This is a genomic window from Alteromonas sp. AWQ4_252 (genome assembly GCF_056158205.1).
In genome coordinates, this window is sequence record NZ_JBSWSV010000001.1 from 2,654,674 (window position 1) to 2,670,608 (window position 15,935).

Consider the following 15,935-nt stretch of genomic DNA (forward strand, 5'->3'; position numbering starts at 1 on the left):
ATACGCGATTAGCCTTTTCTAAAAAAGTGCGCCCTTTGGCGCACTTTTTTTAACTCAGCGACAACCAAAAACTAAGTGAGAAAAATCCATGAGTCAGTATCCAATGACCGCTCGTGGCGCAGAGTTATTGCGCAAAGAATTGAACGAATTAAAAACCGTTGTTCGCCCTCGGATCATTGCTTCTATTGCGGAAGCACGGGAACACGGAGATTTAAAAGAGAATGCCGAGTACCATGCTGCCCGTGAAGAGCAGAGCTTTTGCGAAGGCAGAATTCAGGATATCGAAGGTAAGCTGTCGAATGCGCAAATTATCGATGTTACCAAAATGGATAATAACGGTAAGGTGATTTTTGGTACTACAGTTACCATTATGAACCTTGAAACCGATGCAGAAACCACCTATCGCATAGTAGGTGACGATGAAGCCGATATCAAAAACAACCTGATTTCTGTGAATTCACCCATTGCCCGTGGTTTGATTGGTAAAGAATTAGACGATGTTGTAAATATTCAGACACCTGCCGGAACGGTTGAGTTTGAAATCATCGAAGTTGAGTACATCTAATCTGTTGTACCTTGGTTCCGAAGAGCGCCTGCTCTTCGGGTATGTTTAATCTCGCCCAGTGAAGGGCAAATATGTAATAGAGCGGTACCTTCCAGTGAAGCAACTCTTTATTTTTTTAGTCCTGATTTTAGTCAGCGGCTGCTCACGGATGGTCGCCGATAGAATTGAATCTCCAGCACAGCTTATTCATTATGAGCAAGCCACCCTTGATGAAATGTATAGTCAGTGGGGGGTAGTCAGTAAATCGTGGTGTAGTGGTAAACAGGAATTGTGCATCCCTTATCGCGAGGGTGCAGCAAAGACACAAAGCTTGCCAAGTAAATCCTTTTCCGTTTCTCGGGACTTCGGCAACCAATTTAGCTTTCTGAAAGAAGTTACCATCGACGATAGTGTGATAGGCGCTTTTTCAGGCACTGTCGTGTTACTTCATGGTTACGGCGCCAAAAAGGAAAGCTGGATGGCCACGGGGTTTTATTTCCAGGCGTTAGGTTTCAGAGTCATTGAGCCAGATATGATGGGGCAGGGCGAGTCATCTGCACCTTTGGGCTTTGGCGTAAAAGATGCTGAACTTCTGGCTGAATTTATTGATTCAAAAATTTCATTCGCCGATGAGCCTGTTTACCTGGTTGGCCACTCCATGGGCGCGTTAGCCGCAGTAAAAACCGCCAGAAAGCTGGATATGATCTCAGGTCTTATCTTATTAGCGCCAATGGACAGGTTTGATCGTGCCACAGTCGGTGTGGCACATACTTTTAAGCCACGATTAAGTAAGCTTGTGCCTGATGATTCTATTCGGGCTGGTGCGAGACTTGCGCTACGTCGTGCAGGTTTGTCTGTTGATGAAACAGATATGTTTAAAGATTTAGAAGCACTGTCAGTGCCTGTATTGTCCTACGGTTCAGATAAAGACCTGGTCAGTAATATCCGTTTGCAAGACAAGTGGTTGCTCCCTAACGTTACCAGAGTGGTAAACGACAAGGAGTCGCATATGTCAGTGATTGGCGTGAGCGATACTGAACATCAGGTGTTCATAAAATGGTTGGCAAACGCAGCGATGGCTGGGCAGGTCCAGTACACTGCTGCTCGCCATTAACTCATGCTAAACAAAACTAGCTGTCTTTATGATGATCTAGTGCGGGTTTGCCGATTTCAATTTTGCGCGCTTTTTTCGTTTCCGGAATAATGCGCTTTAAATCGATATGCAATAAACCAATATCCATATCGGCAGCAAGTACTTTTACGTTATCGCCCAATTGAAATTTCCGTTCAAAATTACGCTCAGATATGCCTTTGTGCAAAAACTTTCTTTCACTGTTGGTAGCGGCTTTTTTGCCGCTAATCTTCAGTGTGTTATCCATAATTTCAACCGCGATATCATCCTGACAAAATCCTGCCACAGCCATAGTGATGCGGTACGTAAATTCATCAATGATTTCGATATTGTAAGGCGGATAGCTACTCTGTTTTTCTGCACGATTAGCGGCTTCTACCAGCGCGGCAAGGTGGTCAGAGCCGATAAACGAGCGATAGAGCGGTGTCAGATCAATGGTAGGCATGTCAATGGCTCTCTTGTTGCTGTATTGGCGTAGTGCGGTTACGGGATAAGAACAGTGCCAGTACAAACCCTAACGCACTGATCGCCCATACTAGCAAATCGCCAAAATAATTATAGGGTGTGATACCCCGTTGTGCTTGTACCGACGAGCTAATGCTGCCAGCTTCAAATTGGGGTAAGACTGCTTCTACGTCACCTTTTTCATTAATAAATGCCGTAATACCATTATTTGTGGCCCTTAATACCGGTCGGCCAAATTCAATCGCTCTCACCCGGGCAATTTCAAGGTGTTGTGCTGGCCCGTGTGAACGACCAAACCACGCATCATTGCTTACGGTTATAATCATATCTGTATTGTTGTGAACATTAGCAGCAACCTGCCTTGGGAAAGCAATTTCAAAGCAAATTGCTGGTGCTAGGCGGATCCCATTGGCGATGAGATTTGATTGTTCATAATCTCCCCTGGAGAAAGACGACATGGGTAAATCAAATAGGGGGGCAAGGGGTCGCAAGAAATCTTCAAAGGGAACAAACTCGCCTATCGGTAGTAAATGGTGCTTCGCGTAGCGATTGTTGTGGAAGTAGTGGTATTGAGCACTGTGGGCGTCGGGAGTCGTTTTGCCTAAAACTAAAAGGTTGTTCCAGGCTTCTTCAGATTCCCAGTTGTAATTAACAATTCCGGTAATAAAGCCAGTGTCGGTTTCAAACGCTTTATTATCCAGTTCAGCCAGGTAGGCAGTGGCCATCAGTTCAAGCTTGGGTACTGCAGCTTCCGGCCAGATAATTAAATCGTTTTGCCATAGCGGAGCAGTTAGCATGCGATATTTTTCCATGGTGGGCGCATCCTGCTCCGGCACCCATCGCAATGATTGTGCAATATTTCCCTGCACCATGGCGACGTTGTAGGACTTATCTTTAGTGACCCAATGTACTTGCTTGAGAAGGAAACCAGAAATAAAACAAATCGCGACCAGCACTAATGGATAAATGAGGTGTTTATAATGCTTTACAAGGGCTAACGAAGCGGCCAGAGAAATGATTAATGCGGTGACACCGGTCTCTCCAATAACCGGCATCCAACCAGCCAGCCAGCTATCAGTTTGGGAGTATCCCACAGACAACCATGGAAAACCTGATAGCATCCAGCTTCTACACCACTCTGTCACGACCCAGATAAAAGGCAGTGCAAGAGGCCAGTACTTAGCGTGAAAACACCGTTTAGCCAACCACATGGCAATGGCGGGATAAAGTGCTAAATAACCACATAACAACATCATTAGCAGCACTGAGAATACGATAGGCAAGCCGCCAAAATCGGCAATACTGACATGTACCCAACTGATCCCTGCGCCAAACCAGCCCAAACCAAATAGCCAGGCGGTGAGAAATGGGCGGGAAGACATGTTCAACTGCCTGATAGCTATTGCCATGGCAAAGAAAGTAACAGGCCAGATTGAGAAAGGGGCGTAGGCAAATGTAAGACTGGCGCCACTAAGTAGCGCCAGTAAATAAGTGAGCCAGGCTTTCAAAGCGTTACTCCATGGAAGGAACAGTGACCTTTAACTGAACAAGCCTGCGCTTGTCTGAGTTAGTTATCTTGAAATGAATATTATTGATTTCAATTTCGTCATTGGTTTCTGGCATATGTCCAAATGCTTTGAGCACAATGCCACCAATAGTGTCGGCTTCCTCTTCACTGAATGAAGTCTTGAAAAAGTCGTTGAAATCGTCCACGGCGGTCAGGGCTTTCACTGTAAACGTGGATTTGTTCAACGGCTTAATATCGTCGGTGCCGTCTTCGTCAATATCATACTCATCTTCAATTTCACCCACAATTAGCTCGAGAATATCCTCGATGGTGACAAGCCCTGATACACCACCGTATTCATCAACTACGATAGCCATGTGGTAGCGTTGCTGACGGAACTCTTTGAGTAACACATCCACACGTTTACTCTCGGGCACAATGACAGCCGGGCGAATAACATCTTTCAATTGAAAGGTTTTTTCTGTGGAAAAGGCGTAACCGAGGAGATCTTTTGCCAGTAATATGCCTTCGATATGATCTTTGTCTTCGCTGATCACCGGGAAACGAGAATGTGCGGTATCGAGAATTTTAGGCAAAAATTCTTCGACGTTTTGTTCAATATCAATGGTGGTCATTTGCGTCCTGGGGATCATAATATCCCGAACGCGCATTTCATTAACGCCAATAACACCTTCAATCATCTCTCTGGTTTGAGGGTCTATCAGCTCCCGTTGTTCGGCTTCAGTGATGACCTCTACCAGATCTTCTTTGCTTCTCGGTTCGCCGGAAAATGTCAGTCTTAATTTATCTAACCAACCTTTGCTCGTCGAACCGTTGGTAGAGTGAGGGTTATCTTCGCTCATAGTGGGTCTTATTTGTTCTCTGTCTGTTAAAAGTTAAAGCTCTTGATACGGGTCGTCAATGCCTAATTGTGCCAAAATGTGTATTTCTAGTGATTCCATCTCTTTTGCATCTTGATCTTCAATGTGATCATAGCCAAATAAGTGTAGCAAGCCGTGAATAATCATATGGGCAAAATGATGTTGCGCTAGCTTATTTTGTTCGTCTGCTTCTCGCAAAATCACCGGTACACACACAACCAAATCACCCAATAAGTTGATGGTTACACCTGGCGGGCATTCAAAGGGAAACGACAACACATTCGTCGGTTTGTTTTTTTGCCGGTATGTGGCGTTTAAATGTTGCGATTCGTCGTTGTCTACAAATCGCACCGTAAACTCTTTATCCTCTTCGCCCAGATGTTGCAATACTGTATTTGCCCAGTCTTCAACTTCTGGTGCAGAGGGGAGGGAGGTAGCCAGATTAGTGGATAAATCTTCTGCTACCTGAATGTCAACCAAGGCGGTCATGACGGGGAGTTGTCTCCCTTGTCTGAAGGCGACTCACCTGCTTTTTCACGCTCTGCTGCAGCGCGTTTGGCTATGCGCACTTTTTCTTGTTCGCTATCAAACTTTTCATATGCCTGAACAATCCGAGCGACAACCGGGTGACGTACCACATCTTCTGCTTTAAAAAAGTTAAACGAAATGTCCGACACATTTTCCAGTACTTCGATAGAGTTTCTCAAACCTGAGCGCACACCCCTGGGTAAATCAACCTGCGTAATATCACCGGTGATCACGGCTTTTGAATTAAAACCGATGCGGGTGAGAAACATCTTCATTTGTTCGGTGGTAGTGTTCTGACTTTCGTCCAAAATAATGAATGCGTCATTCAGCGTGCGACCACGCATATATGCCAGAGGTGCAACTTCGATAACGTTGCGCTCCATAAGTTTTTCCACTTTTTCGAAGCCAAGCATTTCAAACAGAGCGTCGTAAAGAGGGCGCAGATAAGGGTCGACTTTTTGCGATAAATCGCCAGGCAGAAAGCCGAGCTTCTCTCCCGCTTCTACAGCTGGGCGAGTAAGTAAGATACGACGTACTTCCTGGCGCTCAAGTGCATCAACGGCACATGCTACAGCAAGATAGGTTTTACCGGTTCCGGCGGGCCCAATCCCAAAGGTGATATCGTGATTGATAACATTCGCCACGTACTGTGCCTGATTTGGGTTTCGCGGTTTGATAACGCCCCGTTTGGTTCGAATGTTCACCTCTTTGCCGTAAGAGGGGGAATCAGATTTTTCCAGGCAGCGAGCTTCCTGAATAGCCAGGTGAACCTGGTCCGGTTCAAGTTGTTGCACCACTCCTTTGACCGGCTGAGTTTCGATATACAACAACTTGAGTAGCTCAATGGCGCCATTGGCCTGCAAGGCATCACCGAGCACCTTAAAGGCGTTGTTCCGGTAACTTATTTCAACCCCTAAGCGGCGCTCAATTTGCTTGATGTTGTCATCAAACGGCCCGCAAAGGCTGGATAAACGTTTATTGTCTGCAGGTTCTAAAATAACTTCGTTGCTTACCAGAGTACTCAAGTTGTAATATTCCTCGCTATGCTGATAGTGATGGGTCAAATTGGCCCACGCCTAGTACATCAGGCAAGGTTTCCTGATGCTTTGCTGTGATAGATTGGGGCGAAATTGCTACACGCAAGCCCATGTCTTTTTCTCTACGTACTACGTCACCACGAAGTGAGTTGGAGAATACATCTGTGATGGTCACATCGACAAATTCTCCAATCATATCCGGAGTCCCTTCAAAATTCACAACCCGGTTGTTTTCAGTACGGCCGGATAGCTCCATAGGATTTTTCTTCGACGGCCCTTCCACCAAAATACGCTGCTCTGTACCCAGCATGTTGCGTGCAATGCGCAGGGCTTGCTGATTGATACGTTGTTGCAATAAGTAAAGTCGCTGCTTTTTAGCGTCTTCACTGACATCGTCCACAGCATCTGCGGCCGGCGTGCCAGGGCGTGCACTGTAGATAAAGCTGAAGCTTAAATCGTAGTCTACTGCCTGAATCAGATCCATTGTCGCTTCAAAATCAGCATCGGTTTCCCCGGGATAACCGATAATAAAATCCGAAGACATACAAATATCAGGTCTTACCTTTCTCAATTTGCGAATTTTTGATTTGTATTCCAACGCTGTATGGCCGCGTTTCATCATGTTCAAAATACGATCGGAACCACTTTGCACGGGTAAATGTAGGTGATTCACCAGCTCTGGTACGTTTTCGTATGCCGCGATTATGTCATCGGTGAACTCAACCGGGTGAGATGTGGTATATCGAATGCGGTCGATACCGTCTATGGCAGCAACGAGTTCAAGTAACTCAGCAAACCGGCAAATCGTGCCGTCGTGATGTTCACCGCGATAGGCATTGACGTTCTGACCCAGTAAATTTACTTCCCTTACACCTTGCTCCGCCAGTTGGGCAATCTCTAAGATGACGTCGTCTAATGGACGGCTTACTTCTTCACCGCGTGTATAGGGTACAACGCAGAACGTGCAGTATTTAGAACAGCCTTCCATAATGGAAACAAACGCAGTGGGACCTTCAGCCCGCGGCTCAGGTAGACGGTCAAACTTCTCAATTTCCGGGAAACTTACATCTACAACCGACTTGGCACCACCTTGCAACTGATTGATCATCTCCGGCAAGCGGTGCAGCGTTTGCGGACCAAAAATCAAGTCGACAAACGGAGCGCGCTGACGAATATGATCGCCTTCCTGAGAAGCTACGCAGCCACCTACGCCAATAATAAGTTCTGGTTTATTTTGTTTAAGGTTTTTCCAACGGCCCAGTTGATGAAACACTTTTTCCTGTGCTTTTTCGCGGATCGAGCACGTATTCAATAATATCACGTCCGCGTCTTCTGCTTCCTGCGCAAGCGAATAACCGTGGGTCGAATCGAGAAGGTCTGCCATTTTTTCCGAGTCGTACTCGTTCATTTGGCAACCCCAGGTTTTAATAAACAGCTTTTTGGTCATTTTCACGTCACGTTTCAGGTAACCGGCATCATTAAGTTGTGTTTCCTACCTTTTAGGAAGAGGCTTGCTGACTCCGATTGCGAATCAGTTGCACCTTTAAACCGCCGGGAATGTTCAAAATAGCCGCGTATTTTACCTGCTGTAACGCAATTTTCCCAGTGATTAGTAAAAACACTTTGGCTGATTGTCGGTGCTTTTCATTTCAGTCAGATCTATGAGGAGCGATTAACACTGGCTTCATGGTAGTTATCAGTAGTTTGCGTCATAATGACGGTTCTTTACAGGAGGGGTTATGTACGATTTTTGTATTAATGGTGGTGGTATGGTTGGCGCGTCACTGGCACTGGGCTTAGTGCAACAGGGTTATCGCGTGGCGATAATCGAAAGTGTGTTACCCGCGCCATTCTCTCCAGACCAGCCTCCTGATTTACGGGTTTCAGCCATAAGCCTCACATCACAACAGTTGTTGGAAACTTTGGGCGCATGGATGCATATAAATAAAACCCGACTTCGGGAATACAGTGAACTCGCTGTCTGGGAAACCCCTGGCATGGCAACGGAATTTCGCGCAAGAGATATTAGCGAGCCGTTACTGGGTTATTTTGTGGAAAACCGGTTACTGCAGCTTGGGTGTCATGATGCCTTGGCTGAGACGCATATTGACTGGATAACTGATGCCACATTGTCGTCATATCTATGGGATGAGAGCAGTGTTTCAATTACTTTAAGCAACGGTGAAAAACTAACATGTCGTTATCTCATCGGTGCTGATGGTGCCAGAAGTCAGGTTAGAACTTTGGCTGACATCGGCACAAACGGCTGGCAATATGCACAACAAGCATTAGGTATCACGATTAAATGCGCTGCGCCTTGTGCCCCAAGAACCTGGCAAGAGTTTGCACCATCTGGCCCTCGCGCATTATTGCCGATGTATGAAAACTATGCATCGCTGATTTGGTACGACAGTGCCGAGAAAATTAGCGCATTGAAACAGTCAAAACCTGCTGCTCTTAAACAGATCATTGAAGACGAATTTCCATCCCTGTCGTTCGATTTTGAGGTCATAGACAAAGCAGCATTTATACTGACTCGGGCACATGCCAGTTGCTACGTTCAGCCCGGTATTATTCTTGTCGGCGATGCAGCACATACGATTAATCCATTAGCAGGGCAGGGAGTAAACCTAGGGTTTAAAGACGTATCTACATTGTTGGCTGTGACTGCGTCTTGTCGACCTGAGAGTGCTGATTTCTACGAGTGCCTTCGTGAATCTTATGAGAGCCCCAGAAAAAGAGATAACGGCATAATGATGTCTGCTATGGATGGGTTCTACCTCTTGTTTAGTAATAGAATAGCCCCACTTAAATGGTTGAGAAACGCGATGTTAAAGGGCGCTGATATGGCAGGCCCGGTTAAGCATCAGGTGTTGAAATATGCCATGGGGATGAATGAATGGAAGTACTGATTTTACTGGGCGTACTGTTTTTGGCGCTAATTATAATAGTGCCGTTAATTGAGCGGTCCAAAATGCGTATCAGTCCACAAACCGCGGGAAAAATAAGCCGCTGGATTTGGCCGCTAATTATGATTTCGCTTGTTATTCAGCTAATCAGAATGATGATGCAGGGTTAATCAGCCCTGCAAAGATCGGCCATGGTTTTATCTACCAGCATGGTAATAAGATTAGTGTCGTTATTGAGTAATGCAAAGGTTCGTAGTCCAACGAATTGACACTGTAACCAGACAGATTGTTGTTTGGTATCACAATCTTCACTTAGCGCCTCTGTAGCCTGCGCTTTTTTTAGCACCTGTTCAAAAGCATTTCTAAGTGCATTCATTCCTTTCGTTATTGCCTGTTGAACGTCATCGTTGACATTGTCAATGTCAGCAATGGTTTTCACCAGCAGACACTGCCTTTGATATTGCATTTGTTCAGGCTTCGTCAGTGTTTCTATGAAGTAGCCGCGAAGTTCAGTGAGCGGAGCTTCAAGATTTGCAATATCAATAAGTTGCGCTTCACTCATTGCTACATAATGTTCGATAACACGTTTAAATAGTCCTTCCTTACTATTAAAACGGTGGTAAATGCTTCCCGGCCGCATATCAAGGGCCTGCTGGAGTTCCCGCATACCCACTGAAGAATAACCTTTTTGCCAAAACAGGCTTGTTGCCCTATCCACAACAATCTCGTCTGTATATTTCATTTTGATATACCTTATTTCATATTTCTTGAACGAATGTTCAATTTTGGGTTGAACACACGTTCAAGTGGCCTTATTGTATTAATTATGGTCAGAAACGACAAGTGCCAATGTCCTTTGCAAACTCTACTTCCAATAGGAGAAGTCATGACAACATTTACTTTACATACCAAAGATACCGCCCCAGAAGATGCTAAACCGCTTTTGGACAATTCAGAAAAAGCGTTTGGTATGATCCCAAACCTGCACGCCGTTATGGCGGAATCTCCACAATTGCTGGAAGGTTATCAGGTGCTTCATGAACTGGCACAGAAGACGGCATTTGATGCCAACGAATTAACCGTAGTATGGCAAACCGTTAATGTTGAACACGAGTGTCATTACTGTGTTCCGGCTCACACAGCCATTGCCAAAAGCATGAAAGCAGACGATAAACTAATCGAGGAATTGAGAAACGGTGAGACGCTGTCTGATCCTAAACTCAATGCATTGAAAAATGCCGTGTTGTCGCTAACCCGCAACAGAGGTCATTTCGACGATGATGCTCAAAAGGCGTTTTCTGATGCTGGTTATACATCCCGTCATGTGTTGGATATCATTTTGATCCTGGCACAAAAAGTCATGAGTAATTACACCAATCACCTGGCCGAAACACCAGTAGATGCGCCATTTGCTAAATTTGAATGGTCGCCAAGCAAGTAAGCTGCAATATTGAGTTGGAGTGACCGGGCAGGTCACTCCGCTACAGTTACCAAATTCCTTTTTCTGTTTCTCCCTGGATCTCGCAGTCTCCGGACTTATATTCCATATCTTTGCCAGTTTTTAATTTCATAAAATAATCTTTGCTAATAGACACAATGGTTGGGGTCATCCACACAATCGCAATTATGTTAATTACCGACATTAACCCAAGAGTCATATCTGCCATGGCCCAAACGGTAGGTAACGCAGCCACAGAACCCCATAAAATCATGCCCAGATAACCTATGGTATAGATAAGTCGACCGACTTTATTATCGAGTTTGAACATGTGTAAGTTACTTTCACCATAGGCGTAGTTGGCCACGACTGACGTAAATGAAAAAAGACATATAGCGACGGAAACGAAGTTTGTTCCTCCGCTGCCTATGTGTTTATTCATGGCCGCCTGTGTCATTCCGATCCCTTCCATTTGACCTGTGGCTTCACCGCCAGCCAACAAGATAATAAAGGCGGTAGCAGTACACAGGATCATGGTATCAACGAACACTCCCAGCATCTGAATGTAACCTTGTGAAACCGGATGATTAGGCTGGGGCGCGGCGCTGGCAGCTGCGTGCGGCACACTACCTGAGCCGGCTTCATTTGAATACAAACCTCGTTGAATACCATTTTTAATGGCAGCGCCTAACATACCTGCGCCAGCTTCTTCCAGGCCGAAAGCAGACTTAATGATGCTCAGTAAAACAGCTGGTAACTCTGTAATATTGATGGCCATGATGAGCAAGGCAGCAATAACATAACCAATGGCCATAAAAGGCACTATCCACTCTGCGAACCGTGCAATGCCCCGCAGCCCACCAACCACAATCAGCGCCGCCAGAGAAATAATAGCGATACCAATATAGAGGGGAGGGAAGTCATAGGCATTATTCAGCGCGTCGGTAATGGTATTCGCTTGTACAGCGCTGAACACAAAACCATAGCCAAAAAAGAGACACAGGGAAAAGGCAATGGCAAGCCAGGTTTTATTTAACCCCTGTTTGATATAGTAAGCCGGACCACCGCGATATTCACCGTGGTCGTCTTTCACTTTGTATAATTGCCCAAGCACACTTTCAGCGAAGCCGGTTGCCATGCCCAGAATCGCGATAACCCACATCCAGAAAATAGCACCTGCTCCGCCCAATGAAATAGCAACGGCAACGCCTGCCAGATTTCCCGTGCCTACCCGCGCTGATAAACTGGTGCACAGGGCTTGAAAGGAGCTAATACCTTCTTTGGTCGAGGATGTGCTTCCCTTCATCAACGTAAACATATGGCCAAAATGTCTAAGTTGAACAGCACCCAGTTTCCAGGTGAACCAAAATCCACACCCCAGTAACATGACGATAAGGACCTGACCGTCTCCCCACAGCACATTATTTACGGCCGATACGATATCGTTAATCACAATATTTCCTTCTAACTTTTTGAATTATTATAAAAGCGATAAAATGTATAGTATCAGATAAGTGCCCGGGTAAAAGACTCTTGACGGCGCAAGCTGAATATTTATTAAGATAAACTGAATGGATTTGTGTTGTGAATAAATAAAAAAAGCCAGTCTGAGACTGGCTTTTCAAATATGGCTGGGGTAGCTGGACTCGAACCAACGGATGGCGGGATCAAAACCCGCTGCCTTACCAACTTGGCTATACCCCAAGTGATAACCGCGAAATCGCAATTATTTTGAGAAAATGGCTGGGGTAGCTGGACTCGAACCAACGGATGGCGGGATCAAAACCCGCTGCCTTACCAACTTGGCTATACCCCAATAATGGTGCGGAAGGAGAGACTTGAACTCTCACGCCGTGAAGCACTGGAACCTAAATCCAGCGTGTCTACCAATTCCACCACTCCCGCGCAGCTAGACATACCTGATAAAGAAGAGATGGTGGCTACGGCGAGATTCGAACTTGCGACCCCATCATTATGAGTGATGTGCTCTAACCAACTGAGCTACGTAGCCTCTTTTTCTTTTCCCTCTCAGGAAGTGGCGCGTATTATGCGTATATGACTCCCTACCGTCAACCCCTTTTTTACTAACTTTTTTTAAGTGCTTACAATGTGTACTGAATTGCTTGTTATGACAGCAGAATGACGAAAAAGAGAACAATATGTTACCTTGAGATTCAATATTTATGAGTAGTTTACACTCGATAATTAGTTGAACTTAATGTCAGGATTCGGCTTAAATTGATTTCTTTAAGCGAAAATGTCATTTGGGTTTCGTTAATGTGCATACACAGATGCGCATTTTCAGTAGAGGGATAGATAAAAAATGCTTAGCAAAATAGCATCTCCATTTGTTAAGGCTGTGGATCGTTACTTGCCTGATCCTTACATATTCGTATTGCTACTCACTGTTGTTGTCTTTGCTGCAGCTGTCGCCATAGAAGGGCAATCACCTACGCAGGTTTTAGAACAATGGGGGAGCGGTTTGTGGGGCTTATTGACCTTCTCTATGCAAATGCTGTTAGTGCTGGTTTCAGGGTATATGCTTGCCAGTACGCCTGTGATCAAAAGCGCGTTGGAAAAGTTGGCTGGCTGGGCTGGCAGCGCACCTAAAGCCATCGTTTTGGTATCAGTCGTATCATTGGTTGCCAGTTGGTTAAACTGGGGGTTTGGCTTGGTCGTCGGTGCACTTTTTGCCAAAGCATTAGCGAGAAACGTTGAGGTGGATTATCGTCTGTTAGTCGCCAGTGCCTATTCTGGGTTTGTGGTATGGCATGGTGGATTAGCCGGGTCAGTGCCGCTCACCATTGCGACCCCTGGTCACTTTACGGCGGAGCAAATCGGTGTAATTGCTACCTCTGAAACCATTTTTGCTAACTTTAATCTTGCTCTGGTGGCAATTTTATTTATTAGTGTTCCCCTTGCCAATCGATTAATGCTTCCCACGCGGGAAGAGAGTGTAATTGTGCCTGCCTCCAAATTGGAAGACGCCTCATTACCCGACGTCGAAGAATATCGGCCAGCAGATAAGCTGGAAAACAGTGTGGTTCTTGCACAGCTTATTGGTTTGTCTGGTTTGGGCTACCTGGCTATGTACTTTTTCAATGGTGGCACGCTTAATCTCAATATCGTCAACGGACTGTTTTTGTTTTTAGCTGTTGTGCTACACGGTACACCTCGTGCGTTGCTACACAGCCTACAGCAGGCAGTAAAAGGTGGCGCAGGGATAATCATCCAATTTCCATTCTATGCGGGTATTATGGCTGTTATGGTGGAGTCCGGTTTAGCCCAAAGCCTGTCCCAGTGGCTGGTGAGTTTTGCAAGTGCTGACTCATTACCGGTGTGGAGTTTCATCAGTGCGGGTATTGTGAATATTTTTGTACCTTCCGGAGGCGGGCAGTGGGCTGTACAGGCGCCGGTTGTATTGCCTGCGGCCCTGGAATTAGGGGCTGATGTAAATAGAGTGGCAATGGGCGTCGCCTGGGGAGATGCGTGGACAAACCTCATTCAGCCATTTTGGGCCCTGCCGGTACTTGCTATCGCTGGCTTGAAGGCTAAGGACATCATGGGCTTTTGCGTGGTTCAATTAATCATAACCGGCCTGATCATAGGCCTGGTATTGTACTCGGTTTGAACCTGGTAATGGTTGGTCTTGCTGTGGCCTTGGCGCAACACCAATGAGCACACTAGGCCAGCCAGTCTGCTAAATAAATTACTATCACTACCAGTATGCCAGACCATAACGCAAGCAGGGCGGCTGCGCGATAGCTGATCCCTCTGACTGAAGGTAATTTATGGGCCGAATCGTTTGGCATCAGGCGCGATAGCAGCACAGCGATAGTTATTGTCGTAACAAAACCAATTACATTCCACCAAAACCAGAACAGTTCATTGTCACTCAGCCATAGGAATACATTCACTGTAACACCGGCAAGTAAACCCGCGTTTGCTGCTACAGGCGATACTTTTCGGCTGTGAATACCGGCTAGAAATGTCGCCAATACCGGGCCGTAAAAAACGGAGCCTATTTTATTGATGGCCTCTATTACAGTAGGCGCGATATTGCCAGCATAAAGGGAGAGCGTAATTGTAATAAGCCCCCAAATAATGCCGGCAATTCGGGCGCGAATTAAATAAGTTTTGTTGTCCGGCTTCTTGTTAGTAATTCGGCAGATGTCTTCGGTAGTTACAGCGGAAAGACTGTTTATTGCTGAACTAAGTGATGACATGGCAGCAGCTAAAATGGCAACCACCAGAATACCTACGATACCGGGAGGCAGGTAATTGATAATAAAAACGGGCATCATCCAGTCTGGTTCACCTGCAGGTATTTGCTGTCGCAAGTCAGGTGTTGAAAAGACCAGAGCACCAATAACCAAACCCGCAGCACAGTAAAGTATAGTGACGGGGAAACGCACAAATGCCACGGTCAGCATCATCTTTTTTAAGTCGCTAACGCTATGACTGGAGAGCGCTCGCTGCGCTTCTGATTGGTCGCACCCGTAATAAGAAGCATATAAAATTAATCCGCCAAACAGCATAGGAAGTAAGCCAAAATCACTTCCGTGCAAGCCCATTGTTTCAGTGTTCGCCGCTTGTAAGCGGCTTTCAGGAACGATTTCTAATACTTTATCCCAACCCCCGACTGCATCCAGTCCGGCCCAGAGACACAGTGCGGCACCAACGATAATCAGGATCATTTGTATTGCATCACCATAGACTACCGCTTTCATGCCACCCATGGCGGAATAAATAAGTGTGATGACCCCAATAACTAAAATGGCATGAAACTGATTCAGACCCATGGTGCCCTGTAAAATCAAACTGATAGCGTAAATCATGATGGCAGTTGCAAACGACCTGCTTATCTGAAAAACGGCACTAATCAATAAACGTGTGGAGCGGGAGAAACGTTGTTCAAGATAATCGTATACACTTACTATGCTGGCATTGTGCAACGTGGGGAGCAGGCGCCAGAGCATAATAATAACCGCCAGAGGCAAGGCTAACTCATAACTGAGCCATATAAGTCCTCCGCCTTCCCGTAACCCCACAAATGCTGGCGCGGATATGAAACTTATTGCGGAAAGCTGTGTGGCCATTACTGATAACGACAAAGTTGGCCATGCCAGAGAGCGACCGCCAAGAAAATACTCCTGGCTGGAGTGCTGATGACGAAACCTCAGACCCAAAGCTAACAAACCCAATAAATAAATAGCTACAATGGAATAGTCCAGCCACGTCATTCCTTTCTCCCGAATTTACTTCCGCTGTGAGCGTTAAATAGATAGAGCTTGATATGAATAAAATAGAATATTGGTTCTGTTTTAACCATATCACATTAAATGTCAGAAATAAGCGGTGATGAGTGAGCTAGTTTGGCGGAGGCTTGGTTTACGTCCAAAGTCTGTATTGAGATACGTTCAACCTACTGAAGCTGGTGATTAGCGCTGAAAACAAAAACACCGCCGAATGGCGGTGTTTAAAAAACATTGAG

At 45.7% G+C, this 15,935-nt stretch carries 14 protein-coding genes and 4 tRNA genes; 5 read left to right on the plus strand and 13 right to left on the minus strand.

Annotated elements, in window-relative coordinates:
* Positions 1-88: 88 nt before the first annotated feature.
* Positions 89-565: a transcription elongation factor GreA gene (gene greA, locus ACXACM_RS11680; protein ID WP_474821890.1), complete on the plus strand. Its 477-nt coding sequence runs from the start codon at positions 89-91 to the stop codon at positions 563-565.
* A gap of 94 nt (positions 566-659) precedes the next feature.
* Positions 660-1,658 (plus strand): alpha/beta hydrolase, encoded by a 999-nt coding sequence (locus tag ACXACM_RS11685; protein ID WP_474821891.1) that lies wholly within the window; start codon positions 660-662, stop codon positions 1,656-1,658.
* A gap of 16 nt (positions 1,659-1,674) precedes the next feature.
* Here ACXACM_RS11685 and ACXACM_RS11690 read toward each other — a convergent pair whose 3' ends face one another.
* Genes ACXACM_RS11690 through miaB form a run of 6 tightly spaced genes read right to left on the minus strand, consistent with a single transcriptional unit; the run spans position 1,675 to position 7,541 of the window.
* Entirely contained in the window at positions 1,675-2,121 is a 447-nt protein-coding gene (locus ACXACM_RS11690) for an Hsp20 family protein (protein WP_474821892.1), read from the minus strand.
* A gap of 1 nt (position 2,122) precedes the next feature.
* The gene (gene lnt / locus ACXACM_RS11695) at positions 2,123-3,649 is read right to left on the minus strand and encodes an apolipoprotein N-acyltransferase (protein ID WP_474821894.1); all 1,527 of its coding nucleotides are present in this window, start codon (positions 3,647-3,649) and stop codon (positions 2,123-2,125) included.
* A 4-nt stretch (positions 3,650-3,653) separates the two neighbouring features.
* A complete protein-coding gene (gene corC, locus ACXACM_RS11700; RefSeq protein ID WP_474821895.1) occupies positions 3,654-4,511 on the minus strand; it encodes a CNNM family magnesium/cobalt transport protein CorC in 858 nt (285 codons plus the stop codon).
* Between the two features lie 33 nt (positions 4,512-4,544).
* A complete protein-coding gene (gene ybeY, locus ACXACM_RS11705) occupies positions 4,545-5,018 on the minus strand; it encodes an rRNA maturation RNase YbeY (protein WP_474821897.1) in 474 nt (157 codons plus the stop codon).
* Entirely contained in the window at positions 5,015-6,082 is a 1,068-nt protein-coding gene (locus ACXACM_RS11710) for a PhoH family protein (protein WP_474821898.1), read from the minus strand. The genes ybeY and ACXACM_RS11710 overlap by 4 nt, the downstream gene beginning before the upstream one ends.
* 16 nt (positions 6,083-6,098) lie before the next feature.
* Positions 6,099-7,541: a tRNA (N6-isopentenyl adenosine(37)-C2)-methylthiotransferase MiaB gene (miaB, locus tag ACXACM_RS11715; RefSeq protein ID WP_474821900.1), complete on the minus strand. Its 1,443-nt coding sequence runs from the start codon at positions 7,539-7,541 to the stop codon at positions 6,099-6,101.
* Between the two features lie 292 nt (positions 7,542-7,833).
* Here miaB and ACXACM_RS11720 point away from each other — a divergent pair, with 292 nt between their 5' ends.
* Complete coding sequence (locus ACXACM_RS11720; protein WP_474821901.1) at positions 7,834-9,006, plus strand: FAD-dependent monooxygenase; 1,173 nt, start codon at positions 7,834-7,836, stop codon at positions 9,004-9,006.
* 163 nt (positions 9,007-9,169) lie between these two features.
* Here ACXACM_RS11720 and ACXACM_RS11725 read toward each other — a convergent pair whose 3' ends face one another.
* On the minus strand, positions 9,170-9,745 hold the full coding sequence (locus ACXACM_RS11725; RefSeq protein ID WP_474821902.1) for a TetR/AcrR family transcriptional regulator: 576 nt from the start codon (positions 9,743-9,745) through the stop codon (positions 9,170-9,172).
* A 144-nt stretch (positions 9,746-9,889) separates the two neighbouring features.
* Here ACXACM_RS11725 and ACXACM_RS11730 point away from each other — a divergent pair, with 144 nt between their 5' ends.
* Complete coding sequence (locus ACXACM_RS11730) at positions 9,890-10,444, plus strand: carboxymuconolactone decarboxylase family protein (RefSeq protein WP_474821904.1); 555 nt, start codon at positions 9,890-9,892, stop codon at positions 10,442-10,444.
* Between the two features lie 46 nt (positions 10,445-10,490).
* Here ACXACM_RS11730 and ACXACM_RS11735 read toward each other — a convergent pair whose 3' ends face one another.
* From ACXACM_RS11735 to ACXACM_RS11755, 5 genes are all read right to left on the minus strand, one after another.
* Positions 10,491-11,894, minus strand: a complete 1,404-nt coding sequence (locus ACXACM_RS11735; RefSeq protein WP_474821905.1) for an alanine/glycine:cation symporter family protein — start codon at positions 11,892-11,894, stop codon at positions 10,491-10,493.
* Between the two features lie 175 nt (positions 11,895-12,069).
* Positions 12,070-12,145: transfer RNA gene (locus ACXACM_RS11740), tRNA-Gln, on the minus strand.
* Positions 12,146-12,181: 36 nt separating this feature from the next.
* Positions 12,182-12,257 (minus strand) — tRNA-Gln (locus tag ACXACM_RS11745).
* Positions 12,258-12,261: 4 nt separating this feature from the next.
* Positions 12,262-12,346, minus strand: a tRNA-Leu gene (locus ACXACM_RS11750).
* A 29-nt stretch (positions 12,347-12,375) separates the two neighbouring features.
* Positions 12,376-12,452: transfer RNA gene (locus ACXACM_RS11755), tRNA-Met, on the minus strand.
* A 312-nt stretch (positions 12,453-12,764) separates the two neighbouring features.
* On the opposite strand from ACXACM_RS11755, the gene ACXACM_RS11760 reads away from it, so the two are divergent.
* Positions 12,765-14,072, plus strand: coding sequence for a short-chain fatty acid transporter (locus tag ACXACM_RS11760; RefSeq protein WP_474821907.1), 1,308 nt, complete (start codon positions 12,765-12,767; stop codon positions 14,070-14,072).
* Between the two features lie 52 nt (positions 14,073-14,124).
* Here the strand turns inward: ACXACM_RS11760 and ACXACM_RS11765 are convergent, their stop codons facing one another.
* Complete coding sequence (locus tag ACXACM_RS11765) at positions 14,125-15,684, minus strand: sodium:solute symporter family transporter (protein WP_474821908.1); 1,560 nt, start codon at positions 15,682-15,684, stop codon at positions 14,125-14,127.
* Between the last annotated feature and the right edge of the window lie 251 nt (positions 15,685-15,935).